Below are 25,135 nucleotides of genomic sequence, written 5' to 3' on the forward strand. Positions count from 1 at the left end.
GGCAGAGTCGTCACCATGATGGAGTCGTACGCCGCGTTCACCACCGATCCGGCCGGCGGAAACCCGGCCGGGGTGGTCCGGGACGCCGCCGCCCTGTCCGACGCCCGGATGCTGGCGATCGCCGCCGACCTGGGCTATTCGGAGACCGCATTCGTCACCTCGCGCGACGGCGACCGGTACCGGGTGCGCTACTTCAGCCCGCTCACCGAGATCCCGTTCTGCGGGCACGCGACGGTGGCCACCGCGGTCGCGCTGGGGCCGGGCGAGCATGTGTTCCTGACCAACGCCGGTGAGGTGCCGGTGACCGTCGACACCCACGGGGTGGCCACGCTGACCAGCGTCCCGCCGCGCGTCGAGCCGCTCGGCGCGGACGCGGTGAGCGCGCTGCTGGCGGCGCTGCGCTGGGCCGCCACGGACCTCGACCCGGGGCTGCCGCCCCGGGTGGCGTACGCCGGCGCCTGGCATCCGATCCTGGCCGTCCGCGGCCGGGAGCGGCTCGCGGACCTGGACTACGACGTGCCGGCGCTGAAAGCGCTGATGACCGAGGCCGGCTGGACCACCGTGCAGCTGGTGTTCCGCGCCGATCCGCAGACCTTCGACGTGCGCGATCCGTTCCCGGTCGGCGGCGTCTACGAGGACCCGGCGACCGGTGCGGCCGCCGCGGCGCTCGGCGGCTACCTGCGGGAGCTCGGCCTGGTCGCGGACGACGCGACGCTCACCGTGCGGCAGGGCGACGACCTGGGCCGGCCCAGCCGGATCACCGTCCGGCTGGTGCCCGGCGAACCCGGGGTGCGGGTGTCCGGGCACGCGGTGCCGATCGGTCAGTGACCGGTCAGGGCCATCCCGTCCTGATACCGGTTCCACGTGCCCTTGCCCTGGTGCTTGGAGGCGTACATGGCCATGTCCGCGTCGTGCAGCAGGGTGCGCACGTCGTCGCGCTCCTCGGCGCAGGCGATGCCGATGCTGGCGTTCGCGCAGACCGCGAGGTCGCCGACGTCGATCGGCTCGGTCATCGAGCGCAGGATGCGCTGCGCGGTCTGCTCGGCGTCGCGCACCGTGCAGTCGCGCAGCAGCACCGCGAACTCGTCGCCGCCGAGGCGGGCCACCAGGTCGCCGGCCCGCACCGACTGGCGCAGCTTCTCGGCCACCCCGGCGAGCAGCAGGTCGCCGGCGCCGTGCCCGTGCGTGTCGTTGACCGCCTTGAAGCCGTCCAGGTCGACCAGCAGCAGCGCGACGCTGCCCGGGTGGGCGTCCTCGAGCGCGGTGGTGGTCTCCTCCCGGAAGTGGGCGCGGTTGGCCAGCCCGGTCAGCTCGTCGTAGAGGGCCTGGTGGCGCAGCCGCTGCTCGTGCTCGCGCAGTTCGGTGAGGGTGCTGTCGAGCTGGTCGATCAGGCGGGTGTTGTCGTGGAAGGCGGCCAGCTGGCGGGCCACTACCAGGGCGACGATCACCCCGAGGCCACCCACCACGCCCCACAGGCGCCGGGTCGAGCCCTGCGGCAGCACGACGAGCAGGGTGGTGAAGACGACCGCGATCGAGCCGTACGGCAGCAGGCTGTACGGGCGCCGGCGGCGGGCGCCGAACGCGGTCTGGTCGAATCCGGCGATGATCTCCTGGATCCGCGGGCCGACGGCGATCAGCAGCGACGGCACGAAGCGCAGGGCGTAGACGTACGCCGGCAACCCGTCCTGCGTCGAGGGCGGGGCGGCGAACACGCTGACCCCGATCACCACCGCCGAGCCGATCATCGGGACGGCGGCCGCCTTGTGCATCGGCGCGTTCCCGCTCAGGAAGATCTTGACGGCCGCGAATCCGGCGGTCAGCGCGACCGCGGCGCCCACCAGCGCGCCGATCGGGCTGGCGTTCTCGTCCTGCGGGCCGGAGCTGGACGCGAAGGACCAGGTGACCACCGCACCACCGACCATCACCGTGGCGCTGTCCAGCCAGAAGGCCAGCGCCTCACGACGGGACCGGCCGGGGTACGGGTGGATCAGCATGGCCACGATGATCAGCAGCTCGCCGGTGCCGAAGCACACCGACTGGATCACGCCGCCGCCGGTCGACCACTGGTGCTGCCGGGTCAGCGACAGGACGGACTGCACCGAGTCGCCCAGGAGGAACAGGGCGGAGGTGACCATCAGCATGCGCCAGAAACGACCGACGGCTCCGGTGGCGATCCGGCTGACCCGCCAGGAGGAATACGCCACCAGGAGGTCGAGCGGCGGCTGGAACAGCCAGAACACCCGGACCTGGGAATTGTAGTGGCCGGCCAGCGCGAACAGCAGCACCAGGCCGAGCGCCGTCCACGCGACCGCGGCGAGCGTGATCGGATCACGCACCATCACCCGCTCCAGCCTTCTCACGCAAGGGTGATCGGCCGATGACTCGCCGTCATGAAGGTTCAGCCGGGGCCTGTGCTTAGATGACTGACTGATGAGCGCCACACTGATCGCCCGGGATCTCGCCGCTGGGCACGGCGACCACCACCTGTTCACCGGGCTGGACCTGGTGGTCGCGCCGGGCGACGTGATCGGCCTGGTCGGCGTCAACGGGGCGGGCAAGACCACGCTGCTGCGCACGCTCGCGGGCCTGCTGCCGGCCGAGAGCGGCACCGTCTCCCTCAGCCCGCCCACCGCGAATGTCGGCTACCTGCCGCAGGAGCGGGAGCGGCGGGCCGGCGAGACGGTGCGCGACTTCCTGGCCCGGCGCACCGGGGTCGCCGCGGCGCAGACCGCGATGGACACCGCCGCCGAGGAACTGGCCGCGGGCGCTCCCGGTGCCGACGACCGGTACGCGGCCGCTCTGGAGCGGTGGCTCGACCTGGGCGGCGCCGACCTGGAGGAACGCGCGCTCGCGCTCACCTCGTCCGACGTGCGGATCGATCTGGAGCTGCCGACGACCGCCCTGTCCGGCGGCCAGGCGGCCCGGGCGGGCATGGCGTCGCTGCTGCTCAGCCGCTACGACGTATTCCTGCTCGACGAGCCGACCAACGACCTCGACCTGGACGGGCTGGCCCACCTGGAGAACTTCGTGCAGGGGCTGCGCGGGGGGCTCGTGGTGGTCAGCCACGACCGGGAGTTCCTCACCCGTACCGTCACCAAGGTCCTCGAACTGGATCTTCATCAACATCAGATCCGGTTGTACGGCGGTGGCTACGCGTCCTATCTGCAGGAGCGGGAGCGGGCCCGGTCGCACGCCCGGGAGCAGTACGAGGAGTACTCCGACAAGAAGGAGGAGCTGCTCGAGCGCGCCCGCACCCAACGCGCCTGGATGGACAAGGGGGTCCGCAACGCCCGCCGCAAGGCCCCGGACAACGACAAGATCGGCAAGAGCCTGCGCGGCGAGACCAGCGAGAAGCAGGCCGCCAAGGCCCGGCAGACGGAAAAGATGATCGAGCGGCTGGAGGTGGTCGAGGAGCCCCGCAAGGAGTGGGAGCTGCGGATGGAGATCGCCGTCGCGCCGCGCGCCGGTGCGGTGGTGGCCACCCTGCGCGAGGCCCGGGTCGACCGCGGCTCGTTCACCCTCGGCCCGGTCACCGTGCAGATCGACTGGGGTGACCGGGTCGCGATCACCGGGGCCAACGGGTCCGGCAAGTCGACGCTGCTCGCGGCGCTGCTCGGGCGGCTGCCGCTGACCGCCGGCTCGGCGGCGCTCGGGCCGGGCGTGGTGGTCGGCGAGGTGGGCCAGGCCCGCGGGCTGTTCCTGGGCACCGAGACGCTGGCGCGCGCCTTCGGCGACGCGGTTCCGGAATTCAACGACGCGGACGTACGCACGCTGCTCGCGAAGTTCGGTCTCCGCGCGGGCCACGTCAACCGGCCGGCCGGGTCCCTCTCCCCCGGCGAACGCACCCGGGCGGCACTGGCGCTGCTGCAGGCGCGCGGGGTGAACCTGCTGGTCCTCGACGAGCCGACCAACCACCTGGACCTGCCCGCCATCGAACAGCTGGAGTCGGCGCTGGCGACCTATCCCGGTACCCTGCTCCTCGTCACCCACGACCGCCGGATGCTGTCCGCGGTCGCCACGAACCGCCACCTCGAGGTGGCCGACGGCAAGGTCACCGGCTGATCCCCATGAGCACGATCATCACCTTCTTCACCGCCGCGAACGACGACGCCGCCGACGACCACGGTCCCGGCCGCGACGCGGTCGCATTCGGGAACTTCGACATCTTCGCCTCCCTGGAGGAGTGGGAGAGCCTGCTGCTGCGGCGCGATCTGGACGACGTCGACGGCCCGGAGCAGATCAACGACGACGAGCCGCTGATCTTCAGCTTCCTGCCGGCCGTCACCAAGGCGCTGGCCGCGGCCGACCGGCGCACCCTGGACACGGTCAGCCGGGAGTGGGTCGCGGCACGCGCCGGGGACGGCGAGGAGCTGGACCCGGAACTCGCCCGGGAGATTCTGGACGCCGTGGCCGGCCTGGCGCGTTCCCGGCGCCGGCTCTACTGCCGGGTCGCCTAATTCCTTCCGCCGCGGTCGGAAATAGAAGGGCCTCGGCCGAGGTTCCCGCTGAAGGACGATTTCCGGACGCTTTCCGCACGAGGGAGCAGGCATGAGCGACGCGACCGCCACCGCACTGGCGCAGGACCGGGTCATCGACATCACCACGATCGGGCGCAGGAGCGGCGAGCCCCGCCGCATCGAGATCTGGTTCCACCGGCTCGACGGCCGCTATTACATCACCGGCACCCCGGTCAAGCCCCGCGACTGGTACGCCAACCTGGTGGCGAACCCGGCCTTCACCTTCCATCTGAAGGAGACCGCCACCGCCGACCTACCGGCCGTCGCCCGCCCGATCACCGACCCGGCCGAGCGGGAGAAGGTCTTCACCGGGCTGCTCGCCCCGCTCACCGAGTTCACCAGCAAGCCGGGCCTCGAACAGGAGGTCTGGGTGGCGAAGAGCCCGCTGGTCGAGGTCACCTTCGCCTGACCGGCCGGCGGCCCGCTCGCTCGCGCGTAACCCACGAGCCGCCCGATGCGATACTGCGGGGGTCGCGCCGAGGGGTATCTGAGCCATATCCCTCGGCGCGACCACTGCGGATCAGTACGCGCCGAAGGTGTCGTGCGTGACGTAGGTGCCGGTCGGCGGGGTGATCGTGGTGCGGTTCTGCTGGAAACCCTTCTCCCAGCGGGCGACGCTGCCGTCGGCGTTCTTCACCACGTACTGGAACTCGGTGTACGTGTTCGCCGGCAGCGCCACGCTCCCGGTCCAGGTCGGGAAGGCGCTGCTCGTGGTGGTCAGCGGCACCGCCTTGGAGACGTCCCAGGAGCCGAGCGCCGGGATGCTGCCGACGACGTAGACGTTCTGACCCCAGCTGGTGAACCCGGCGGTCACGTTGAAGGTCGCGGCGATCGGCGCGACGGCGGTGCCGGCGGCGGCGACCGGCGCCGCGTCGGTGACCGGGGCGGCGAGCGCCGGGCCGGCCACCCCGAGCACGCCGCTGATCAGGGCGGTGGCCAGCACGCCGGCCCGAACGGTGGTGCGATTCATGACAGTCCCCTTTGATGATCCTCACCGCTGATTGCAAGTACTTCCAGAACTTGCGCGGTAGGCGTCATCCACAGTGGTGGGACAGCGTCGTCAGGTCAAGCCTATTTGTCCGAATAGGCGATTTAGGAATTGTTCGTTGCCTATCCCAACAAATCTGTGACCTGCGTCAATGCGTCACCAGAATGCCACAATCGGCTGCTGATGACACGCCGCGCCACCGAAGAAAGAACTTGCAATAAACCTAAGCGTCTCTCCGCCCCCGATGTGCCCGCAGCCGGGCTGCCCACCTCACCGAAACGCTTGCCCACCGGAGGAGGTCCAGCAGCCGTCACCGACCACCACGCCGTCCTCGGGAAAGCCGCCGGAGGTGCAGAACCCGTCAGGCCGGGGAGCCGTGATCGGGCGCGCTCAGGCCCGGTGGGTCGGGCGGCTCGGAGTCGTCGACAAGACGGAACGTCGTCCATCGGGACGTGCGCTGAGGGGGTCCATCTGGACCATGGCAATCTTCCTACCAGGCGACAGCCTGCTCGACAGCACCGATGACGAGGCCGCGGGACAGCCGTCAGCTCGACAGGGCCGGGCTGAGCGGGCTCTCCGTGCCGGACCGGTCCACCGCGCCCAGGCAGTAGGTGGCCTTTCCCGATGGGTGCGGGTCGGCGATCTCGGCGCCGGACCGGCCGGTGGCGACCAGGGTGGCCGGGCCGCCCGTGGTGCGGTACAGCGACCAGTTCGTCGCGCCCAGCCCGGTCGCCGTCAGGATCAGCCGGCCGGCCGGGCCGGGGCGGGCCGTGGTGAGGCGCGGGGTCGCCGGGGCGGGTGCGGCCAGGCGGTCGAGGCGGGGCTGCAGGGCCGGCGTGGCGTAGTAGGCCCGGCGATACCGGCTGACCGCACCCAGCCGGTCGCCCCGCACCTGGCCGGCGCTGAAGTGGATCTCGCCCTGGGCGGCGTATTTCCGGTTCAGTGCCATCTCCCGGTCCAGCATCGCCGGGTCGCTCCAGTCTCCCGGCTCGCCCACCCGGTAGTCGGCCATCCCGATGTAGAGCTGCACCCGGGTGCCCCGGGTCAGGTCGGTCCACCATTTCAGCAGGGTCAGGTAGTCGGCTTTGCTGAACCCGATCGTCCAGTAGAGCTGCGGGGCCACGTAGTCCAGCCAGCCGGACTGCACCCACCTACGGGTGTCGGCGTAGATCGTGTCGTAGCTTTCCAGGCCGGCGGAGTTCGAACCCAACGGATCGGTGGCCCGGTTGCGCCAGATGCCGAACGGGCTGATCCCGAACGAGACCCACGGTTTGACCTGCAGGAGCCGCTCGTGCATCTCGCGGACCAGGGTGTTCACGTTCTCCCGGCGCCAGTCCGCCTTCGACTTTCCGGCACCGTACCGCTGGTAGGAGGCGGCGTCCGGGAAGTCCTGGCCGCTGCCTTCCGGGTACGGGTAGAAGAAGTCGTCGAAGTGCACGCCGTCGACGTCGTACTTCTGCACGGCCTCCAGCATCGAATCCTCGACGAACCGACGCGCCTCCGGGATGCCCGGATCGAAGTAGAAACGGCCGGTCCTGCCGGTCGGATACGCGATGCGCCACTCCGGGTGCAGGCGCAGCGGGTGGTTGGGGGCGAGTTTGGCGGCGTCGGTGCCGATGCCGCCGGGAGCCGGCTGGGTCCCCCGGTACGGGTTGAACCAGGCGTGGAACGCCAGCCCGCGGGCGTGCGCCTCGGAGACCATGAACGCCATCGGGTCCCAGCCGGGCGACCTGCCGTCGAACCGGCCGGTCAGCCAGTTCGACCAGGGCGCGTAGGCGGAGGGCCAGAACGCGTCCCCGCTCGGGCGTACGTGCACGAAGATCGCGTTGTGGTTCTGCGCCACCGCGAGGTCGAGCCACCGCTCGTACTCCGCCTTGACCTGGTCCTCACCAAGCCCCGGGCGGCTGGGGAAATCCGCGTTGTAGACCGTGGTCAGCCACATGCCGCGCAGCTCACGGGCGGCCCGGGCGGGCTGCCCGGCGCACTGCGCGACGGTGCCGGCGACCGCGGCGGCCGGACCGGTGACCGGGGCCGCCGCCGACGCGCGGTAGAAGGCGGCCCGGACCAACCCCGCGCCGATCGCCAGTGCGGCGATCAGGACCACCGACAGCAGCAGACCGAGGCGCAGGCGTTGGACTCGGGTCACAGCACCGACCGGTACACGGTCATCGTGTCCTCGGCGATCCGGGCCCAGCTGAAGTGCTCGACGGCACGGCGGCGGCCGGCCTTGCCCATCCGCTCGGCGAGCTGCGGGTCCTGGAGCAGCCGGGTGAGCGTGGCGGCCAGGTCGGCGACGAACTTCTCCGGGTGCACCGGGGTGCCGGTGCCGTCCTCGACCTGTTCGATCGGGACCAGCAGGCCGGTCTCGCCGTCGGCGACCACCTCCGGGATGCCGCCGGTGGCGGTGGCCACGACCGCGGTCTCGCAGGCCATCGCCTCCAGGTTGACGATGCCCATCGGCTCGTAGATCGACGGGCAGACGAACACCGTGGCGTGCGTGAGCACCTGGATGACCTCGTGCTTGGGCAGCATCTCCTGCACCCAGACGACGCCGCTGCGCCGCTCCTGGAGACCGGCGGCGAGCTGAGCGACCTCGGCGGCGATCTCCGGGGTGTCGGGGGCGCCGGCCAGCAGGATGATCTGGGCGTCGGCGGGCAGGTCGTGACAGGCCCGCATCAGGTACGGCAGGCCCTTCTGCCGGGTGATCCGGCCCACGAAGACGACGCTCGGCCGGTTCCGGTCGATGCCGAGCCGGTCGATCACGTCCGTTTCCACGGCGGGCACGTAAAGATCAGTGTCGATGCCGTTGTAGACCACGTGAATCTTGTCGGGGTCGACCGACGGGTATGCCTTGAGCACGTCGCGGCGCATCCCGCCGGAGACCGCGACGATCGCGTCGGCGGCCTCGACAGCGGTCCGCTCGCAGAACGACGACAGCGCGTAGCCACCGCCGAGCTGCTCCGCCTTCCACGGGCGCAGCGGCTCCAGGCTGTGCGTGGTGACCACGTGCGGGATGCCGTGCAGCAGTTTCGCGGTGTGCCCGGCGAAATTCGCATACCAGGTGTGGCTGTGCACGACGCTCGCGCCGGCGGTGCCGGCCGCCATGGCGAGATTCACCCCCATGGTGCGCAGCGCGGCGTTCGCCCCGGCCAGCTCGGCGGGCTCCGGGTACGCGGTGACACCCTCCTCGGTGCGGGGTGCGCCGAAGCAGTGCACCCGCACGTCGGCGAGCCGCCGCAGGTCCCTGGTCAGGTATTCCAGGTGCACGCCGGCGCCGCCGTACACCTCCGGCGGATATTCACGGGTCAGGAGGTCCACACGCAGAGCCACGCCCCGCACAATAGCCCACCGCAACCCGCGGCGACCCGGTCCGGCACCCGTCCGGCAACCGCCGTGGGCTGCAATGGCCGGGTGCGGGAGTGGAGCGGACCAGGAGCCTGGCGGTACGTGCTGGTGGCCGGCGCGGTGGCGGTCACCGTCGCCCAGCTGACCGGCAGCGGCGTGCTGTTCCTGCTGATCCAGGTGGCCACGATCGGGGCCACACTGCGCCTGCGGCTGGGCGCCGGCTGGTGGCTGCAGACCGTCGCCCGGGTCGCCGCGGTGGTCGCCACCGCGTTCTGGATGTGGGGCCCGGTCCCGCCGGCCAACACCCCGACCGGCTTCAGCCTCGTCCCGCTCTATCTGTTGTCGGCGGCCGGCGCGGCGCTGCTCACCCGGCGCGGTGGCCGCCACTACAGCCGGGCCGAGATCAGCGTCGAGGCCGGTGCGGTGGTGCTCGGCGTGGCCATGCTGGCCTGGTCGTTCGTGGTGCTGCCGTATCTGGGCGCGCCCGGCTACCAGCAGGTCGACAGCGCCCTGGCCGCGCTGTACGCGCTGGTCGACATGGCGCTGCTGGCCACCACCCTGCGCGGACTGACCTCCCGGCACGGCGCCCCGGCACGGCTGCTCGGCGGCTCCGGTGCGCTGCTGCTCGGCGCGCACATGCTGTACGCCGCGACCAGCTCGGCCGGGGTCGGCCCGTTCCTGCCCGGCGGCGGCTCGTTCCTGCTCATCCAGTACGCCGGGGTGCTGGTCACCGCGGCCGCCCGGCACCCCCGGGCGGGCGCGCTCGGCACCGGTGACCCCCGGGGCACCGAGGTCAGCCGGGGCCGGCTCGCCCGGATCATCGCGATCGCCGTGCTCGCCCCGATGCTGCCGCTGCTCACCGCCCGGCACGACGTCGCGACCTGGGTGCCGGCGCTGCTCACCTCGGCCCTGTGCGGGCTGCTGGTGCTGCGCATCTGCATGCTGGCGCGCGACGCCGGCCACCGGGCCGCCGAGCTGTGCCGGGCGGTCGACGAGCAGGCCGCGTTGCAGCGCAAGCTGGCCTACCGGGCCGGGCACGACTCGCTGACCGGGCTGGCCAACCGGGAGCTGCTGCTGGAGCAGCTGGCCACCCCGGCGGTCCGGGACCGGCCGCACTGCCTGCTGCTCTGTTCGCTCGACGGGTTCAAGGCGGTCAACGACGCCTACGGGCACCCGGTCGGCGACGAGGTGCTGCGCCAGCTCGCCGGGCGGCTGCTGCTGTTCGCTCCCGAGGCGGTGCTGGTGGCCCGGCTCGGCGGGGACGAGTTCGCCCTGCTGCTCACCGACCCGGCGGGGGCGGCCGACCTGGCCGCGCGGGTGCTCGACACGATCTCCCGGGTGCCGGTGTCCGTGGACGAGCGCCGGATCCACCTCTGCGGCAGCGCGGGGGTGGCCGACGGCGTACCCGGCAATCCGCCCTCGGCCGTGCTGGGTGACGCGGACCTCGCGTTGCGCGCCGCCAAGCTGGCCGGCGGAGCCCGGCTGGCCCGCTTCGACGAGCGGCTGCGCGCCGAGCAGAGCGAGCGCGCGTGCCTCGCGGCCGGGCTGCGCCAGGCGCTCGCCGACGAGACGCTGTTCCTGCACTACCAGCCGGTGGTCGACCCGGTCAGCGGCCGGATGAGCGGGGTCGAGGCGCTGATGCGCTGGCGCCGCGACGGCGAGCTGGTGCCGCCCGGGGTGTTCATCCCGGTGGCCGAGCAGACCGGGCTGATCGGGCCGATCGGGCTGCGGGCGCTGCGACTGGCCTGCGCCCGGGCGGCCGGCTGGCACCGCCGGGACGGCATCTACGTGACCGTGAACGTCTCCACCCATCAGCTGCGCGACCCGGACTTCGCCGACACCGTGCTGGCGATCCTCGCCGAGACCGGTCTGCCGCCGGCCGGGCTGGTCCTGGAGATCACCGAGTCGGTGCTGATCGATGCGGCCGACACCCCGGTCCTGGGCCGGCTGCGCGAGCACGGCATCCGGATCGCGATCGACGACTTCGGCACCGGCTACTCGTCGCTGGCGTACCTGCGGCAGCTGCCGGTCGACATCCTGAAGATCGACCGTTCGTTCATCAGCGATGTCAGTTTCACCAAGGCGATCCTGGAACTCGCGCGCAGTCAGGGTCTGATCACCGTCGCCGAGGGCGTGGAGACCCCGGAACAGGCGGCCGTGCTGCGTGACCTGCGGTGCGACCTCGTCCAGGGCTACCATTTCGGCCGTCCGGCCGAGCCCGCGGCGATCGAGTCATGGATCAGAGAGAGCAGCGCCACCGTCGCTTAATCAAGTAGCGATACACTTTGGGTGGCGAACTAGCGGCCCGGATATTAGCGTCCTTCCCATGGCTGTCAAGGTGCTTGCGATCGTTCTGGCCGGTGGAGAAGGCAAGCGCCTGATGCCCCTGACGGCGGACCGGGCCAAACCCGGTGTCCCGTTCGGCGGCATCTATCGGATGATCGACTTCGTTCTCTCCAACCTCGCCAACGCCGGTTATCTCAAGATCGTCGTGCTGACCCAGTACAAGTCGCACTCGCTCGACCGGCACATCTCCAAGACGTGGCGGATGTCGACGCTGCTCGGCAACTACGTCACCCCGGTCCCCGCGCAGCAGCGGCTCGGCCCGCGCTGGTTCGCCGGCTCCGCCGACGCGATCTACCAGAGCCTCAACCTGATCAACGACGAGTCGCCGGATTACGTGATCGTCTTCGGTGCCGACCACATCTACCGCATGGACCCGAAGCAGATGGTCAACGACCACATCGCCTCGGGCGCCGCGGTCACCGTCGCCGGCATCCGCCAGCCGCTGTCGCTCGCCGACCAGTTCGGCGTGATCGACGTCGGCCCCGACGGCAAGAAGATCAAAGCCTTCCGGGAGAAGCCGCGCGACGCGGTCGGCCTGGCCGACTCCCCCGACGAGGTCTACGCGTCGATGGGCAACTACGTCTTCACCACCCGCGCCCTGTGTGAGGCGGTGACCGCCGACGCGCAGAACCCGGACAGCAAGCACGACATGGGCGGCAACATCATCCCGATGCTGGTCGAGCGCGGCGAGGCGAACGTCTACGACTTCCGCGACAACGACGTGCCCGGGGCCACCGACCGCGACCGCGGGTACTGGCGGGACGTGGGCACGCTCGACTCGTTCTACGAGGCCCACATGGACCTGATCGCCACCCTGCCGATCTTCAACCTGTACAACCACGAGTGGCCGATCTTCACCAACTACGGCTCGTGGCCGCCGGCCAAGTTCGTGCACGGCTACGACGACCGGCAGGGCCGCGCCATCGACTCGATGATCTCCCCCGGCGTGGTGGTCTCCGGCGCCCTCGTCGAACGCTCGGTGATCTCGCCGAACGTGCGCGTCAACTCGTGGGCCCACGTCGACGGCGCGGTCCTGATGGAGGGTGTCTCGGTCGGCCGCCGCGCGGTCATCCGCAACGCGATCATCGACAAGAACGTCACCATTCCGGAGGGCGCGCAGATCGGCGTCGACCTCGACCGCGACCGCAAGCTCTACACGGTCAGCGACAACGGGGTGGTCGTGATCGGCAAGGGACAGCGGATCGAGCTTTAGAAGCCGATTGCGGCGGTACGCGCACCGGCCCGGCCGTGGTCGGCCGGGCCCGACGCCGGCGCCTGGCCAGGTGCCGGACTCGCCGTTCTCCACGCCGGTGATGAGCGACGACGACGTGGCGGCGCCGGCCGAGGTGGGGCGGCGGTTCCTCCGGGACCGGGCGGTGCCGCCGTCGTCCTCCGGGACCGGGCGGTGCCGCCGTCGGACAAGGCTGGGCAATACGGGTGAAGACGGCGCGAGTGGTGCCAGAATCGCAGGTGTGAGCGACGACGGGTCGCCGCCGACAGGGGCCGCCGGACGGGGCCGGGCGGCGTGGCTGCTGGTGGCGCTCAGTGGGCCCGGCGCCCTGCTGATCGGATTCGGCGGGCCACGGATCGCGCCCACGGCGTACCTGATCGGGGTCCTGATCTGCGTGGTTGCCGGGGGTTTCGGCATCGGGAAGAACCTCGGCGCGGGGCGCCGGCGGCCCTGGGTCCTGCTGCTCGCGGCGCAGGCCGGCGCGGTGGCCGGCGAGGCGGCGCGGACGCTGGCGCACGCGACGGTGTTTCCGAACGTGATGCTGCTGGTCAGCTACCTGATGCTCGGGGCCGGGCTGATCGACCTGCTGCGGCGCAGCCGGGCCGGTGCCGACGAACCGGCCCGGGTCGACGCCATCCTGCTGGGCGCCGGATCGGCGCTGGTGGTCTGGTCGCTGTGGATGGAGCCGTGGTTCGCCGGACACGACCCGCACTGGGAGAACCTGGTCGCGGCGGCGCTGCCGCTGGTCGCCGCCGGCCTGCTGATGATCGTCCTGCCGATGCTGCTGCTGGGCCGCACCGGCGCGCCCGCGATGTGGTTCTTCTCGGTCAGCGCGACGGCCCTGCTGGCCGCCGACATCGTGCTCGCGGTCCGCGGCTGGTTCGATGCCGGACCCCGGACCATCCCGCTCGCCGAGGTCGGTGCGGCGGCCCTGATCGCGTACGCGGCGAACTCCGCCTGCATGCTCCATCCGACCGTGGTGGTACTCACCCAGCCGGTGCCGAACCGGTCACAGCAACTCCGGATGTCCCGCACCGCGGCGATCACCGCGGCGCTGTGCGCGCCGACCGTGCTGACCGTGGTAGCACCCCCGCACGGCCTGCGGTTCGCGCTGGTCCGGGCGGTGTTGTCGCTGACGCTGATCTTCATCGCGGTGTCCCGGATCGTCCGTGCCAACAACTCCCGGGCCCGCGCCGAACAGCGGGCCCGCTGGCAGGCCGACCACGACGCGCTGACCGGGCTGCCCAACCGGGACCTGCTGACGTCGACCATCGCGGACTGGCCCGGCGTGAGTGTGCTCTTCCTCGACCTGGACCGGTTCCGGCTGATCAACGACCACTGGGGGCACGAGGTCGGTGACGAACTGCTGCGCGCGGTGGCACACCGGATCAGTGCGGAAACCCGGGCCGACGACCTCGTGTGCCGGGTGGGTGCCGACGAATTCATCGTGGCGGTCCGTGCCGAGGACCCGGCGGCCCTGGCCGGGCGGCTGCTGACAGTGCTCGCCGAACCGGTGCCGCTGTCCGTCGGGGCGGTCGACGTCACCGCCTCCATCGGGATCGCGCACTCCCCCGGCCGGCCCGACCCGGTCGAACTGATCCGGGACGCGGACACCGCGATGTACCGGGCGAAAGATGCCGGACGCCGTCGCGCCGTGGTCTTCGACCCCGAACTGCGGGACCGGGTACGCACCCGGATAACGCTGGAACGCGCCTTCCGCGGGGCCTCCGGAAACGGTGAACTCGACGTGCACTACCAGCCGATCATCGATCTGCCGACCGGGCAGGTCGACGGCTTCGAAGCGCTGATGCGCTGGACCCACCCGACGCTGGGAACGGTGTCCCCGGCAGAGTTCATCCCGGTCGCCGAGGACACCGGGCTGATCGTCCCGGCCGGCGCCTGGCTGCTGGAGAAGGCCGCGGGGCAACTCCGCACGTGGCGCGCCGGGAACCCGGCCCTGCACGTGTCGGTGAACCTCGCCGTACGCCAGTTGTGGGAACCTGATCTGGCCGAACGGGTGCGCGAAGTCCTCGGGCGCACCGGACTGCCCGCGGCCGGGCTGTGGCTCGAAGTGACCGAATCCGGCCTGATGACCGACCTGGACACGTGCCTCGACGCGCTGCACCAGCTGCGCGCCCTCGGCGTGACACTGTGCATCGACGATTTCGGAACCGGCTACTCGTCCCTGAGCTACCTGCAGCGGCTGCCGGTTTCCATCGTCAAGATCGACCGCGCCTTCATCTCCGGGGTGGGGCTGGGCGGCGCGGACGAATCCATTGTGCGGGCGGTACTGGCCATGTCGCGGGCGCTCGGCCATCGGGTGGTCGCCGAAGGCGTGGAAACGGCGGCGCAGCACGACTGGCTGCGGGCCAACGGATGCGATCTGGGACAGGGCTGGTGGTACGGAAAACCGCGGCCGGCCACCCAAGCGGTCCCGGGCTCGTCGCATCCGTCGCCGGCGACCGGGTAGCGGCGGGGCGAAGGCCTCACGCATCGATGTCGTACCGGTACCAACGACCGGGGTCACCGTCCATCCGCAACCACAGCATCCCGTCACGGCCGACCCTGCCCCGAGCCCAGCCCGACGGCTGCCGGCCGTCCGGCAGTTCCAGCTGCTCGCGGCCGGTCTCAATGATGCGCTCCCCATCCTGACGGCCGCGACGAATGCCCCACCGGAACCCGTCGCCGGCCCGGTGCTGATCGAAGAAGGCGAACTCCGCACCCACGACGGCGAGGCCGGTGCAACGGGTGATGGGGTTGTCGACGACGGCCCGGACACTGTTCGCGTCGAGCTCGACCACGGCGAAGTCGGGATACGGGCACGCGCGGATCCGCTCGCGTCCGACATTCAGTGCGTAGCAGTCGCACCACGGCAGGGTAGGGGTGCCGGATGACACCATCCAGGGTTCGCCGCCGCCGCCGTCCCACCGCGCCAGACCGATCATGAAGCCGTACGAGCGGGTGCCGTCCGAGTGGGGAAACCAGTAGTTCGACTCGTCGAAGTAGCTGATCCAGATCTGCCCTCGCGCGTCGGTCACGAGCTGCTCGATACCGTCTCCGGCGTAGAACGCCGCCTGCGCCCGACCGTGACCGTCGAAGACCCGCACGTTCGCGGTGAGGGTCAGATCCTCCTCGGGCACCGGTTCGCCGTAGCGTTCCTCGCAGACGCCGGGTGCAGCACATCGGGCGGCGGACAACACGACGCCGTCGCCGAGCGAGTCGATGCCGGAGAACCACAGGTCGAGGCCCTTCAGCGGGATCTCACGAACCTCGAGCCCCGCACAGATGAGGGCGGTCGCATCGTAAAGCGGTGGCGGACGCAGCTCGGTCAGGTGCGGGACCGCCACGAAGCCCTGCGCCGGATCGGCGAGAAGGACGACGAGCCGACCGTCATGATCGATAGTCGAGGCCATGACCTCGAGATGGGCGTAACGATCCGGGAGCGTCGCGTGAAGCGCGAGCCGGCGGTCAGCGGCCATGGGCCTTTCTGATCATCATGGCCCCATGATCGCACAGCCCCGACCGCGCTCGACACCGCCCGCCGAGCTCGACGCATCAAGGTCGGCGAGCGGTGTCGGGAACGCCGGGGCCTACCGCAGGCCGCTGTCAATCGCGGCCAGCAGGGCGCCCTGGTCGTCGTCCTGGTTCAATGCCCAGACGCCGATCCCGCCGAGCTTGGCCGCCTTCGCGTACCCGGCCTTCTCCGTCATCACGGCGGGGTCGTCGAAGGTCCAGAAGGTGTTGCCGTTGAACAGCCACGCCGCTTTGGCGGTGTCGTCCCAGTGCCGGACGAAGCCGTTGTGCACGTACTCCTTGACGGTTCGGTAGTCCCGGCCGTCGGAGACGCCGGTACCGGGACGGAACAGGCCGTTGTCGGTGGCGTCGACGCCGGTCCAGCCACGACTGTAGAAGGGAACGCCGAGCACCAGCCGGCCCGGGGCGACGCCATGGTCGGTGAGATTCTTGAGGTAGATGTCGACGCTGCGATCGGTCGGGTCGGGGTCGGCGGCATTCAGGTGCAGTGCCGACTGGTGGTTGGTGGTCGACGGGCTTTCCCAGGCGCCGTGCATGTCGTACGCCATCAGCACCGCCCAGTCCAGGTAGGTGAAGATCGCCGGCAGTTCGTATCCCCGGCCCAGGGTGTAGGCGCCGCCGGGCAGTGCCGCGGTGAGCAGATAGTACGGTCGGCCCTCGGCGCCCTGCCGGTAGGCGTCGAGCTGGCGTCGGAACTCCTGCAGCAGCAGGGTGTAGTTGTGCTTCTCCAGGGAGTTCCCGGTTGCCCCCGGGTACTCCCAGTCGATGTCGATCCCGTCGAAGACGCCGGCGCCGGCCCCGATCCCGCCCTGCGGCTGGCCGCCGAGCTGCGGAAGGTCGCCCTTGATGTAGAGATCGATGCAGGATCGGACGAACTTCTCCCGCGAGACCGCGGTCCTGGCCGCCTCGGCGAAGTTCGCCGACCCGGATCCGCCGCCCAACGAGATGGAGGTCCGCAGCGAGTACTTGGCCTTGAGCCGCCGGATCTGGTTGAAGACGCCGCGCAGGGCCTGTCCCGGCTGGTCCGCCACGCCGTCGAGGCTGTCCGTCGCCGGATACTCCTGCTGATAGTCCAGCCGGGCCTCGTCGCTCGTGATCTGGCATTCGCCGGCCGCCGAGATGGAGCCGAAGGCGTAGTGCAGGCTGGTCAGCTTTGCCGCGGAACCCTTCTCGTCGAGGTCGCGGATCTGGAAGTCCGCGCCACCCTCGGCCTTGGGCTTCACGGCGGCGCGGGAGAAGTAGCCGACCTTCCGGTACGGCGCGGCGGCCTGGGCGGCCGCGGGAGTGGCGATGGGCAGAGCCAGGGTGGCGGCGGCCACCTGAAGCGCGGCGACGGCCAGGACCACCGGGCTGGGGCGACAGGCCCTCGTTCTCAAGCCTTCACGGAACAATGGTGCGGCCTTCCTCGCGCAACTCGGGATCATGATCAGATCCCGGCATCGTACCGGGCCACGAGATACAGCGGGACCGATGCGGACGGCAGCGCGGCGGCCGGCACGGACGCGGAAATCCGCCGGCTCTCGGGTGGGCGAGTGCTTCGGCTCGCGTCAGTTCGTGACCGTAGAGCGGACCATCCGGTGCCACCGCGGCGGCGTTCACCGCGGTCGCGCCCGGCAGGTCACTGCCCGCACCCGGCCCCAAACGTCGGCTTTTCGTGGGCTGACCACGGGGGATCCGGCGAGTGGATCTCGACCCCTACTGTCATGGGACGGTCGGCGAACCAGCCGGAATTTCCCCGAGGTGCAAGGAGAACCGTCGTGGCACATGTCGACAGTGGGTACGGATCGGAAGTCCGCCTGTCGGTTCCCTGGGTCAGAACGGTGGTCGCCGTACAGCTGTACGTGCTCGCGGCCTACCTGGCGGCTGCCATCATCCCGTACCTGTGGGCCCCACGGCAGTACCCGCCCACCTGGCTGTGGGTGGTTCCGGGGCTGCTGCTCGGGTCGCCGGGTTACTACATCACGGTATGGGGTGCGAGTCTCGCCGTACCGCTGGCACTGATCGGTGCAGCCGCCAGCGGATGGGCCGGTCTCCGGCACACCGTGCCGCCGCGCTTGTTCAGGTGGTCGCTCACCACCGCGGCCCTGACAGCCGTGTACGCCCTCTTCACCCTGACGTCACTCGGCCACGACATCGCCATGTTCGTGGCGGACTGAGCCCGGCCCGGACCGGTGGCTCAGGCGCGGGTGTTCCGCATCGCCTCGATCAGCGCCGTGCGTACCGGTTCGGGGGTGAGAGGAGGCAGCTCCGCGGGTCGGAACCATCGAATTTCGTCGTGCTCTTCAGGGGCGGCATTCACCGGTTTCCCCTCCCACTCCTCAACGATCCAGGCGCTGAAGTGCACGGCTTCCCCTCCGCGGCCGACCTGCAGCCGACACAGATGGATCGCCGAGCCCGGCACCATCTGCACGCCCAGTTCCTCGTCCAGCTCCCTGGCGAGCGCGGCCAGTTCCGTCTCGCCCGGCTCCATGTGGCCGCCGCCCAGGCTCCACACGTCCGGGTGGACAGGGCGGCTCGGACTTCGATGGACGAGCAGCATCTGATCGTCGCGAACCAACGCACCCATGACGATCCGGATCATGGGCGGCATTGTGGCATGAGCATCCGAGAAGGAGATGCCGCACCGGAGACCGGCACCTACGGGCGGCCTCGGAGGGTGGTGGAGGGGGGAACTCCGAAGCGGGCGCGGTACGCGCCCGCGAAGCGGCTCAGGTGGGTGAAACCCCAGTGGTAGGCGACCTCGCTGACGGTGGTGGTGGCGGGGTCGGAGCGGGAGAGTTCGGTGTGCACGCCGTCCAGGCGCAGGCGGCGCAGGTAGGTCATGGGGGCCATGCCGACGTGCTGGCGGAAGGCGTCCTGCAGGACCCGGACCCCGACGCCGGCGATGGTGGCCAGCTCGTGGGAGGTGAACGGGCGGGCGGGCTCGGCGTGCAGGGCGTCGAGGACCCGTTTGACGGTGCGGGGGCGGTGCGGGCCCTGGAGGCCGGCGGGTTCGTCGCCGTAGGGGTGCTCGACGGTGAGGGCCAGGCCGCTGACGACCATGTCGCGCCAGCGGGCGGCCATCCGGGGCTGGCTGGCCAGGGCGTCCGGGCCGCGGAGTTCGGACAGCAGGAGGCGGACCAGGGCGACCCAGGTGCGGCCGGGGCCGTCGACCAGGTCGAAGCTGGCGCCGAGCGGCAGCGGGGAGACGACGCGCTGGTCGAGGGCCGCGTCCAGTTCGCGTTCGAGGGCGCCGCGTTCGACCTTGACGCTCAGCAGGCGGCAGGTGCCGGGCCAGTCCAGCTCGATGTCGCCGGTGGGGCGGTAGACGACCGCGCGGGTGGGGTCGGCCACGACCAGGGTGCCGCGGTGCCGGGACCGGAGCACGCCGGTGAGCGGGACGAGCACGTGGTACGACGTTTCCAGGGCACCGATCGCGACGCGGATGTCGGTGCCGTAGCCGACCTCGCCGACCGTGATCGGGCCGAGCTCGACCACGTCGGCGCTGAAATCGAACCGGCCGGGGTCGCCGACCGGTTCGATGCGCAGCGGGTCGTAGTAGAGCCTGCGACAGAAGGCACGGGCCTGATCCACGTCGCTGGTGTGCAGCGCGACGTGGACCGGGACCTCACCCCCCGACATCCCTACACACTAGACGGTCAAAAGCGTTCTCCCGGGTACGGCGTTCTCCGGCCACGCGTACTCAGCGACCGCGCCGCCGCGGACCTCGACGGTGGCCAGCGGTTCCGGGTCGGCGGCCCAGATCAGGTAGGTTCCCTCGGCCAGCGCGTCGATGACCACACAGTAGGTGACGCCGCCGCCGACGTAGCGGGCGCGGACCGCGGCGTGCTGCCGTGTGTCGCGGTCGGCCGACGAGCTGATCTCGATCTCGTGACCGTGGAAACGGGCCGAGGTGTGGATGATCAGGGCGCCGATCCGGCCGCCGATGTTGAGCATCACGGTGCCCTGTCCGGACGGGGCCAGCGTGTGATGGTGGTGGTGGTCGTGGCTCATGCCGGCACCGAGAATCCGTCGAAGGGCGTCCCGAGGTAGGGGAACTTCTTGAGCAGGCCCGAACTGACGTCCTTGATGCTCAGGCCCTGCTCGACCAGCGACGCCGCGGCGTCCGGCTTGAACGCCTTGTCGACCAGCGGCACGGTGGCGCCGGCGATCGCCCGCAGCGAGATGGAGACCACGTCGTCGGCGATCCGGCGGCCGTTGGGGAAGCCGGCCAGGTCGCCGCCGACCACACCGAACGCGTTGGGTTTCGCGGCCGGGGCGATCGCGGTGTTCAGGCGCAGCATGTCGGCCTGCAGGCTGCCGGTGTTGTTCTGGAAGCCGTCGATGATCCCGGACGGGATGCCGGTGAGCAGGATCGCCAGCAGGTCCGCCCGGTCCTTGCCGGCCTTGTTCAGGGCGGCCAGGTTGTCGAACAGGCCCGGGTAGAGCACCGGAAGCAGCGAGCCGAGCTCCGGCTTGGCCACGAATTCGGCGAACCTCTTGTCCTCGCTCGGCGGCAGGCTGTTCCACTTGTCCTTCTGCGCCATCGGGACGATGACCTCGTTGAACAGCGGATTACCCAGCCGCGACACCTGCACCTGCGGGCCGACCAGCACGTTCGAGCCGTCCCGGACCTGCACCTCGCGGCGGCTCGCGGTCGTCCACACGCCGATCACCGCGCCCGCGTCGGAGGCCTTCACCCGCTTCTTGCCGTCACGCCGGACCGCGCTCAGCGGAATCTGTACCGCGATGCTGTGCACGTTCGTCTTGTCGGTGGCGTTGACCGCCTTGCCGGCATAGTTGAACAGCGTCTTGCCGACCAGGTGCTTGTTCTGGAACGGCCGCAGCGTGCCCAGATCGAAGATGGCGCCCAGGTCGACGAAGAACGCGTCGGCGCGCTGTCCGGCGAAGACCTTCTCCCCCGACTTCAGCTTGTGGACGGCGTGCTCGGCCAGCTTCGCGTAGTGCGGGATGGAGATCTTGCCGACGTTGCACGGCGGGCACGGGAGTTTGTTGGCCAGCACCGTCTGCTTGCCGTGCCGGTCGACCTTGGTGACCGAGAAGAACTGCCGCCGGTTCCAGTTCTTGCTGTCCAGCGACTCGATCTGCCCGGTGTTGTAGAGGAACGTCCGGTCGTTACGCAGTTCGGTGTGGAAACGGAACTGGTACGTGACGTCGGGCCGGGCATCGCCGTTCGCGTCGATGTGGATTTCGTAGAGCACGTCGTCGCCGAACTCGAAGAAGTTCGGGCCACTCGCCGGAATCTGCAGCGGCACGTAGTTCGCGATGATGGTGACCGTGTCCGGATCGTCGGGGCTGACGAACGCGTACAGATCAGAACTGTCGGCGACCGGGTCCTTGCTGATTTCCGGCGCTTCGCGGTGGGAAGACATTTTCTCCGAGTCCCCTCAGATCAGCGGCCGGCAGCTTTGAGCAGCTGGGCGACGAGTTTCTTGTCGGTCACGGTCTTCTTCGCGTCTCCCACGAAGACGTCGAAAGTGCCTTTCTTGGCATCCCGGACCGAAATGACGAGCGGCGAGGAGTCCGATGCAGACGTGGTCGAGTTCTCGCCGGCGAGACTGAGCCCGGCGACCGAAACGGCCGAGACCCCGACACCTGCGGCGGTGAGTGCCAGCATCCGCCGGCGATTCAACCGCGGGAACGCCTGGGCGCGGTAACGACTACGACTCATGCTGGGCCTTTCGTCTGTTGGGGGCCGGACGGGCGTTGCATTGTCGACGCCGATGATTACGTGATCCACGAACCGAGGGTTCAAAACTTTTTTCGAAAACCCGTCATCGCTGGCGGCGACGGCGGCTGCCCAGGGCGATCGCGCCCGCCACGACCGCCGCGCCGAACGCCCCGAAGATCAGCCAGTGGCCCACCCGGGTGCTGTCCGTGGCCGCCGCCAGCACCGGTGCGGCGGTGGCCGCCGCGGCCGGCGGGGACGAGGGCGCGGCCAGGGCCGGGGCCGAGGAGGCCACGGCGAGCGGCGTGGCGGTGGCCGGCGAGGCGGACGACGACGGGGACGCCGGGGACGCCGGCGCGGCCGCGGTGGACCGCTGCACGGCCGGCGCGGCCGGGAAGTCCAGGTCGGAACAGGAGTAGTAGGTGTCCGGGGTGCTCGAGGTCTGCCAGACGACGTACAACATCTGCTTCCCGGTCCGCTGCGGCAGCGTCACCGACATGTGGTACGCGCCGTCGCTGAACGCCGGGTCGGTGAACGCGGCGAGCGGCTTACTCCCCAGGTCGTCCCAGGTCAGCCGCTTCAGCGGGCTGTAACCCGGCTTACTCAGGAAGATCCGGAACTGCCCCTGATGCGGAATCGTCCCGCGGTAGGCGATGGCCAGCTTCTGCCCGGACCGCACCGCCGTCGACGGGAAGTCGTCGCGGGGCAGATCGAGGCCTCGGTACGCGTCGAGTCCCCCGCTGCAGAGCTTCCCGTCCGGCACCGCCTTGCGGTCGTTGCCGTTGACGTCCGCGATCCGCAGGTTGTCGAACGCCCCGAGGAAACCCCCGCTGGCCGCCTTCGCCGCCTTGCACGCCGCGGCCGACGTCTTCGTCCCGTTCCCGGCGCAGGCCGCCGACCGGCTGATCGGCGTGGTCGGCGCCCCGTGCGCGAACGCGGCCGTCCCCGGCACGGCGGCGGTCAGGGTGGCGGCGGCCGCCAGAACGACGAAGAGACGCACGGCTGACTCCCAGGCGGATCACACGACCGGGACGGTCCCGGTCACCCAGGAGATACGCAGATCCGGCACCGCTCGTTCAGCGGGCGCGGGCCTGTGATTGCATGACCGAGTCAGGTAACACCATTCTGGAGGATTCATGAACAAGCCCGACGTCGGTCACATCCCCGACGAAGCGCCCGCCGATCTCGTGATCGAGGACATCGTCGAGGGCACCGGCCCGGAGGCCAAGCCCGGCGAGTACGTCAGCGTCCACTACGTGGGCGTGGCCCAGTCGACGGGCAAGGAGTTCGACGCCTCCTACAACCGGGGTCAGGCGCTCGGTTTCCGGGTCGGCGGCCAGCAGGTCATCGCCGGCTGGGACCAGGGCGTGGCCGGGATGAAGGTCGGCGGCCGCCGCAAGCTCACCATCCCGCCGCACCTGGGCTACGGCGCGGCCGGCGCGGGCGGCGTGATCAAGCCGCACGAGACGCTGATCTTCGTGGTGGACCTGGTCGAGGTTCACTGACCTGCCGGGGGCCCGGGATGCTCCCCGGGCCCCTGCAGCAGTCCCGACAGACCGGCCGCCTCCTGCGCCGCCAGGCGCGCCGCCAGCGCCGTCTCCTCGGCCAGCCGCGCCTCCTCCGCCAGAACCTCGGCGGCCACCTCCGCGACGTGCGCGGCCCGCCGCTCCTCGACCGCCTCGGTCAGCGCCGCCGCGTACCGCAGCTTCGCCTCGGCGATCTCCTGGTCCATCCGCTCGACCTCGTCCTCACCGGGCCGGGTCTGCGCCCAGATCCGGTTCAGCTGGTCGACCGAGAGATCACCGCGGCGGTACGCCTCCAGGGCGGCCCGCTCGACCAGGGTGCGACCCTCGTCCTTCGGACCGGTCCAGGAATCCCATTTTGCCTGCTGATAGCGCTCCTCGGCCTGGTCGCGCTCACCATTGGCCTCGGTCGCCCGCTCGCGCGCCTGGTCAGCCGCCTGCGCCGCACGCTGCGCCGCCGCCCATACCTCGCCGGCGCCCGTCTCCAGCTCGACCACCTCGGGCTCCGGCTCCGGCGCGGGCGTGACCGGCGACCGCCGCCCCGCGAAGACCGCCATCCCGCCGAACGCCAGCACCGCGAGGAGCACCAGCGCCACCAGGATCTGCGCTGCCAGCATCCCCGTTCCACTCACGTTCCCCGACGCTAGCGGGCCTGCGGATCATCCGCACATCGGGGTCATATTCGTCACCGCTGAACGGGATCACGAGGCCTTGCCCAGAGCCGCGCAACCACCGGTCTCGTCCGGCAGCAACGGCCGGAACATCACCTGCCACTGCTTGCCGCCCGAGGTCCACGGGGTGCGCTGGTTGGCGGTGGCGGCGGCGGCCCACACCTTGGTCAGCTCGGCGCCGGAGACCGCCACACAGTGCACGGTGCCGGAGAGCGTCGCGCCGGGCAGTGCCGGACCCGGCCAGGCCACCGGCTTCTGCTCCAGGCCGTCGTCGACCGGCACATACGGCTGCGCCAGCACGGCCACCGACTCGGGGCGGTAGGCGTCCGGGGCGGGCGAACCGGTCTCGGTGGCCAGGGCGCGCAGACTGTCGACGTACGCCGCAAGCTTGGCGCGGGCCGCTTTCTGAGCGGCCGTGACCTGCGCATCATCCGGACGCGTCTCGCGCAGCGCCGTCACGTGGACGGTCTGCGCCCGGCCGTCGGTGACCGCGGTGACCACCGTGTCCGGGATGTCGGCCACGCCGGGCGTACCGAAGTCGGCGCCGTCCTTCACCCCGGCCGCGACCGCGTCGGCCGCCCACTGCCGGGCCCGCTCCGGCGTGATCTTGCTGATCTGCACATTGGGCAGCGCCGGGCCGGGTGCCACCGCCGGCACCGGACCGTTGCTGACCACCCGGCCGTCGGCGTAGATCGTCACCTCGGGCAACCGAACGAAACGGTAGATCTCAGGAACGAAACCGCCCTGGTATCCGAGACGGACCAGGACCGTGGCGTCCGCGGTGGGGGCCGGGGCGCTCTCGGTGATGCTGCCGGCCTCACCCGGCCGGGCACACCCGGCCATCAGGATCAGGGGGATGGCGGTGGCGGCCAGCAGGCCGCGGGTTCGGGTCATGTCTCATACGACGAGACGCCGGGGGCTGCGGTTCCGCCTCCGGACAAGAAACCCGTCAAAAGAGTGGATCATATTCCGGCGGTCCGACGTCAGCCGGATCCGCCCAGCTCAGAGGGCTGGGCCAGCCGGCCTCACGGCACGACCCGGGCCCGGTTGCCGAGCACCTCGACCACATCACCCGGGTGCAGCTGGCGACCGCGGCGGGTGTCGACCTCGTCGTTGACCGTGACGTCACCCGACGCGATCAGCACCTTGGCCTCGCCGCCGGTGTCGATCAGATCGGCCAGCTTCAGGAACTGCCCCAGCCGGATCATCTCGCCGTTGATCGACACGTCGCGCATCCGTCCATCATCCGGCACCCGCCCCCGACGCTCGTCGCCACCCCCGGCCGCGGAAAAAATCTTCTGAGCGCGGTTGA

24 protein-coding genes are annotated in these 25,135 nt (G+C 70.8%); 9 read left to right on the forward strand and 15 right to left on the reverse strand.

Annotated elements, in window-relative coordinates; genetic code table 11:
• Positions 1 to 15 precede the first annotated feature (15 nt).
• Entirely contained in the window at positions 16 to 828 is an 813-nt protein-coding gene (locus ACSP50_RS24865; protein ID WP_014692044.1) for a PhzF family phenazine biosynthesis protein, read from the forward strand.
• Here the strand turns inward: ACSP50_RS24865 and ACSP50_RS24870 are convergent.
• Positions 822 to 2,360: a GGDEF domain-containing protein gene (locus tag ACSP50_RS24870; protein ID WP_043512123.1), complete on the reverse strand. Its 1,539-nt coding sequence runs from the start codon at positions 2,358 to 2,360 to the stop codon at positions 822 to 824. The two genes, ACSP50_RS24865 and ACSP50_RS24870, sit on opposite strands and share 7 nt — an antisense overlap.
• Positions 2,361 to 2,430: 70 nt before the next feature.
• Between ACSP50_RS24870 and ACSP50_RS24875 the strand changes: the two genes are divergently transcribed.
• From ACSP50_RS24875 to ACSP50_RS24885, 3 genes are all read left to right on the forward strand, one after another.
• Positions 2,431 to 4,062: an ABC-F family ATP-binding cassette domain-containing protein gene (locus ACSP50_RS24875; protein ID WP_014692046.1), complete on the forward strand. Its 1,632-nt coding sequence runs from the start codon at positions 2,431 to 2,433 to the stop codon at positions 4,060 to 4,062.
• Positions 4,063 to 4,067: 5 nt separating this feature from the next.
• A complete protein-coding gene (locus ACSP50_RS24880) occupies positions 4,068 to 4,457 on the forward strand; it encodes a hypothetical protein (RefSeq protein ID WP_014692047.1) in 390 nt (129 codons plus the stop codon).
• 91 nt (positions 4,458 to 4,548) lie between these two features.
• Positions 4,549 to 4,926, forward strand: coding sequence for a nitroreductase/quinone reductase family protein (locus ACSP50_RS24885; RefSeq protein WP_014692048.1), 378 nt, complete (start codon positions 4,549 to 4,551; stop codon positions 4,924 to 4,926).
• 111 nt (positions 4,927 to 5,037) lie between these two features.
• On the opposite strand, the gene ACSP50_RS24890 is transcribed toward ACSP50_RS24885, so the two are convergent.
• From ACSP50_RS24890 to glgA, 3 genes are all read right to left on the reverse strand, one after another.
• Complete coding sequence (locus ACSP50_RS24890) at positions 5,038 to 5,487, reverse strand: CBM20 domain-containing protein (RefSeq protein WP_014692049.1); 450 nt, start codon at positions 5,485 to 5,487, stop codon at positions 5,038 to 5,040.
• Between the two features lie 562 nt (positions 5,488 to 6,049).
• A complete protein-coding gene (locus ACSP50_RS24895; protein ID WP_014692050.1) occupies positions 6,050 to 7,651 on the reverse strand; it encodes a glycoside hydrolase family 10 protein in 1,602 nt (533 codons plus the stop codon).
• Complete coding sequence (gene glgA, locus ACSP50_RS24900; protein WP_231956713.1) at positions 7,648 to 8,835, reverse strand: glycogen synthase; 1,188 nt, start codon at positions 8,833 to 8,835, stop codon at positions 7,648 to 7,650. The genes ACSP50_RS24895 and glgA overlap by 4 nt, the downstream gene beginning before the upstream one ends.
• Before the next feature lie 81 nt (positions 8,836 to 8,916).
• On the opposite strand from glgA, the gene ACSP50_RS24905 reads away from it, so the two are divergent.
• The 3 genes from ACSP50_RS24905 to ACSP50_RS24915 all read left to right on the forward strand — a co-directional run bounded on the left by ACSP50_RS24905 (position 8,917) and on the right by ACSP50_RS24915 (position 14,897).
• Positions 8,917 to 11,118, forward strand: a complete 2,202-nt coding sequence (locus tag ACSP50_RS24905) for a bifunctional diguanylate cyclase/phosphodiesterase (RefSeq protein ID WP_155123618.1) — start codon at positions 8,917 to 8,919, stop codon at positions 11,116 to 11,118.
• Positions 11,119 to 11,176: 58 nt separating this feature from the next.
• Complete coding sequence (gene glgC, locus ACSP50_RS24910) at positions 11,177 to 12,409, forward strand: glucose-1-phosphate adenylyltransferase (RefSeq protein ID WP_014692053.1); 1,233 nt, start codon at positions 11,177 to 11,179, stop codon at positions 12,407 to 12,409.
• A 259-nt stretch (positions 12,410 to 12,668) separates the two neighbouring features.
• Positions 12,669 to 14,897, forward strand: a complete 2,229-nt coding sequence (locus ACSP50_RS24915; protein ID WP_052311716.1) for a bifunctional diguanylate cyclase/phosphodiesterase — start codon at positions 12,669 to 12,671, stop codon at positions 14,895 to 14,897.
• Positions 14,898 to 14,913: 16 nt separating this feature from the next.
• On the opposite strand, the gene ACSP50_RS24920 is transcribed toward ACSP50_RS24915, so the two are convergent.
• Both ACSP50_RS24920 and ACSP50_RS24925 read right to left on the reverse strand, forming a co-directional pair.
• A complete protein-coding gene (locus tag ACSP50_RS24920; RefSeq protein WP_014692055.1) occupies positions 14,914 to 15,906 on the reverse strand; it encodes a hypothetical protein in 993 nt (330 codons plus the stop codon).
• Between the two features lie 111 nt (positions 15,907 to 16,017).
• Positions 16,018 to 17,337 (reverse strand): glycoside hydrolase family 18 protein, encoded by a 1,320-nt coding sequence (locus tag ACSP50_RS24925; RefSeq protein ID WP_157432798.1) that lies wholly within the window; start codon positions 17,335 to 17,337, stop codon positions 16,018 to 16,020.
• A gap of 381 nt (positions 17,338 to 17,718) precedes the next feature.
• Here ACSP50_RS24925 and ACSP50_RS24930 point away from each other — a divergent pair, with 381 nt between their 5' ends.
• Positions 17,719 to 18,117, forward strand: coding sequence for a hypothetical protein (locus tag ACSP50_RS24930; RefSeq protein WP_014692057.1), 399 nt, complete (start codon positions 17,719 to 17,721; stop codon positions 18,115 to 18,117).
• A 20-nt stretch (positions 18,118 to 18,137) separates the two neighbouring features.
• Here the strand turns inward: ACSP50_RS24930 and ACSP50_RS24935 are convergent, their stop codons facing one another.
• Genes ACSP50_RS24935 through ACSP50_RS24960 form a run of 6 tightly spaced genes read right to left on the reverse strand, consistent with a single transcriptional unit; the run spans position 18,138 to position 22,629 of the window.
• Positions 18,138 to 18,542: an NUDIX domain-containing protein gene (locus ACSP50_RS24935; protein WP_052311946.1), complete on the reverse strand. Its 405-nt coding sequence runs from the start codon at positions 18,540 to 18,542 to the stop codon at positions 18,138 to 18,140.
• A 56-nt stretch (positions 18,543 to 18,598) separates the two neighbouring features.
• Positions 18,599 to 19,582, reverse strand: a complete 984-nt coding sequence (locus ACSP50_RS24940) for an AraC family transcriptional regulator (protein ID WP_014692059.1) — start codon at positions 19,580 to 19,582, stop codon at positions 18,599 to 18,601.
• 9 nt (positions 19,583 to 19,591) lie between these two features.
• Positions 19,592 to 19,954: a hypothetical protein gene (locus ACSP50_RS24945; protein ID WP_014692060.1), complete on the reverse strand. Its 363-nt coding sequence runs from the start codon at positions 19,952 to 19,954 to the stop codon at positions 19,592 to 19,594.
• Complete coding sequence (locus tag ACSP50_RS24950) at positions 19,951 to 21,333, reverse strand: DUF4331 domain-containing protein (RefSeq protein WP_014692061.1); 1,383 nt, start codon at positions 21,331 to 21,333, stop codon at positions 19,951 to 19,953. The genes ACSP50_RS24945 and ACSP50_RS24950 overlap by 4 nt, the downstream gene beginning before the upstream one ends.
• Before the next feature lie 20 nt (positions 21,334 to 21,353).
• The gene (locus tag ACSP50_RS24955; protein WP_231956714.1) at positions 21,354 to 21,701 is read right to left on the reverse strand and encodes a hypothetical protein; all 348 of its coding nucleotides are present in this window, start codon (positions 21,699 to 21,701) and stop codon (positions 21,354 to 21,356) included.
• A 34-nt stretch (positions 21,702 to 21,735) separates the two neighbouring features.
• Positions 21,736 to 22,629 carry a lytic polysaccharide monooxygenase gene (locus tag ACSP50_RS24960; protein WP_014692063.1) on the reverse strand — a complete coding sequence of 298 codons (894 nt, stop codon included), beginning with the start codon at positions 22,627 to 22,629 and terminating at the stop codon, positions 21,736 to 21,738.
• Between the two features lie 136 nt (positions 22,630 to 22,765).
• Here ACSP50_RS24960 and ACSP50_RS24965 point away from each other — a divergent pair, with 136 nt between their 5' ends.
• Complete coding sequence (locus ACSP50_RS24965; RefSeq protein ID WP_014692064.1) at positions 22,766 to 23,134, forward strand: FKBP-type peptidyl-prolyl cis-trans isomerase; 369 nt, start codon at positions 22,766 to 22,768, stop codon at positions 23,132 to 23,134.
• On the opposite strand, the gene ACSP50_RS24970 is transcribed toward ACSP50_RS24965, so the two are convergent.
• The 3 genes from ACSP50_RS24970 to ACSP50_RS24980 form a co-directional block, all read right to left on the reverse strand.
• On the reverse strand, positions 23,128 to 23,784 hold the full coding sequence (locus tag ACSP50_RS24970) for a hypothetical protein (RefSeq protein WP_155123619.1): 657 nt from the start codon (positions 23,782 to 23,784) through the stop codon (positions 23,128 to 23,130). The two genes, ACSP50_RS24965 and ACSP50_RS24970, sit on opposite strands and share 7 nt — an antisense overlap.
• 69 nt (positions 23,785 to 23,853) lie before the next feature.
• Positions 23,854 to 24,717 carry a hypothetical protein gene (locus ACSP50_RS24975; RefSeq protein ID WP_014692066.1) on the reverse strand — a complete coding sequence of 288 codons (864 nt, stop codon included), beginning with the start codon at positions 24,715 to 24,717 and terminating at the stop codon, positions 23,854 to 23,856.
• A gap of 131 nt (positions 24,718 to 24,848) precedes the next feature.
• Complete coding sequence (locus ACSP50_RS24980; RefSeq protein ID WP_014692067.1) at positions 24,849 to 25,058, reverse strand: RNA-binding S4 domain-containing protein; 210 nt, start codon at positions 25,056 to 25,058, stop codon at positions 24,849 to 24,851.
• Positions 25,059 to 25,135 lie beyond the last annotated feature (77 nt).

Origin of the sequence: Actinoplanes sp. SE50/110 (assembly GCF_900119315.1) — a bacterium.
Classification (GTDB): domain Bacteria; phylum Actinomycetota; class Actinomycetes; order Mycobacteriales; family Micromonosporaceae; genus Actinoplanes.

Coding starts and splice junctions, on each gene's coding strand:
- ACSP50_RS24865 (WP_014692044.1), top strand. CDS start 16: ATGATGGAGTCGTACGCCGCGTTCACCACCGATCCGGCCGGCGGAAAC.
- ACSP50_RS24875 (WP_014692046.1), top strand. CDS start 2,431: ATGAGCGCCACACTGATCGCCCGGGATCTCGCCGCTGGGCACGGCGAC.
- ACSP50_RS24880 (WP_014692047.1), top strand. CDS start 4,068: ATGAGCACGATCATCACCTTCTTCACCGCCGCGAACGACGACGCCGCC.
- ACSP50_RS24885 (WP_014692048.1), top strand. CDS start 4,549: ATGAGCGACGCGACCGCCACCGCACTGGCGCAGGACCGGGTCATCGAC.
- ACSP50_RS24890 (WP_014692049.1), bottom strand. CDS start 5,487: ATGAATCGCACCACCGTTCGGGCCGGCGTGCTGGCCACCGCCCTGATC.
- glgC (WP_014692053.1), top strand. CDS start 11,177: ATGGCTGTCAAGGTGCTTGCGATCGTTCTGGCCGGTGGAGAAGGCAAG.
- ACSP50_RS24920 (WP_014692055.1), bottom strand. CDS start 15,906: ATGGCCGCTGACCGCCGGCTCGCGCTTCACGCGACGCTCCCGGATCGT.
- ACSP50_RS24935 (WP_052311946.1), bottom strand. CDS start 18,542: ATGATCCGGATCGTCATGGGTGCGTTGGTTCGCGACGATCAGATGCTG.
- ACSP50_RS24940 (WP_014692059.1), bottom strand. CDS start 19,582: ATGTCGGGGGGTGAGGTCCCGGTCCACGTCGCGCTGCACACCAGCGAC.
- ACSP50_RS24945 (WP_014692060.1), bottom strand. CDS start 19,954: ATGAGCCACGACCACCACCACCATCACACGCTGGCCCCGTCCGGACAG.
- ACSP50_RS24950 (WP_014692061.1), bottom strand. CDS start 21,333: ATGTCTTCCCACCGCGAAGCGCCGGAAATCAGCAAGGACCCGGTCGCC.
- ACSP50_RS24965 (WP_014692064.1), top strand. CDS start 22,766: ATGAACAAGCCCGACGTCGGTCACATCCCCGACGAAGCGCCCGCCGAT.
- ACSP50_RS24975 (WP_014692066.1), bottom strand. CDS start 24,717: ATGACCCGAACCCGCGGCCTGCTGGCCGCCACCGCCATCCCCCTGATC.
- ACSP50_RS24980 (WP_014692067.1), bottom strand. CDS start 25,058: ATGCGCGACGTGTCGATCAACGGCGAGATGATCCGGCTGGGGCAGTTC.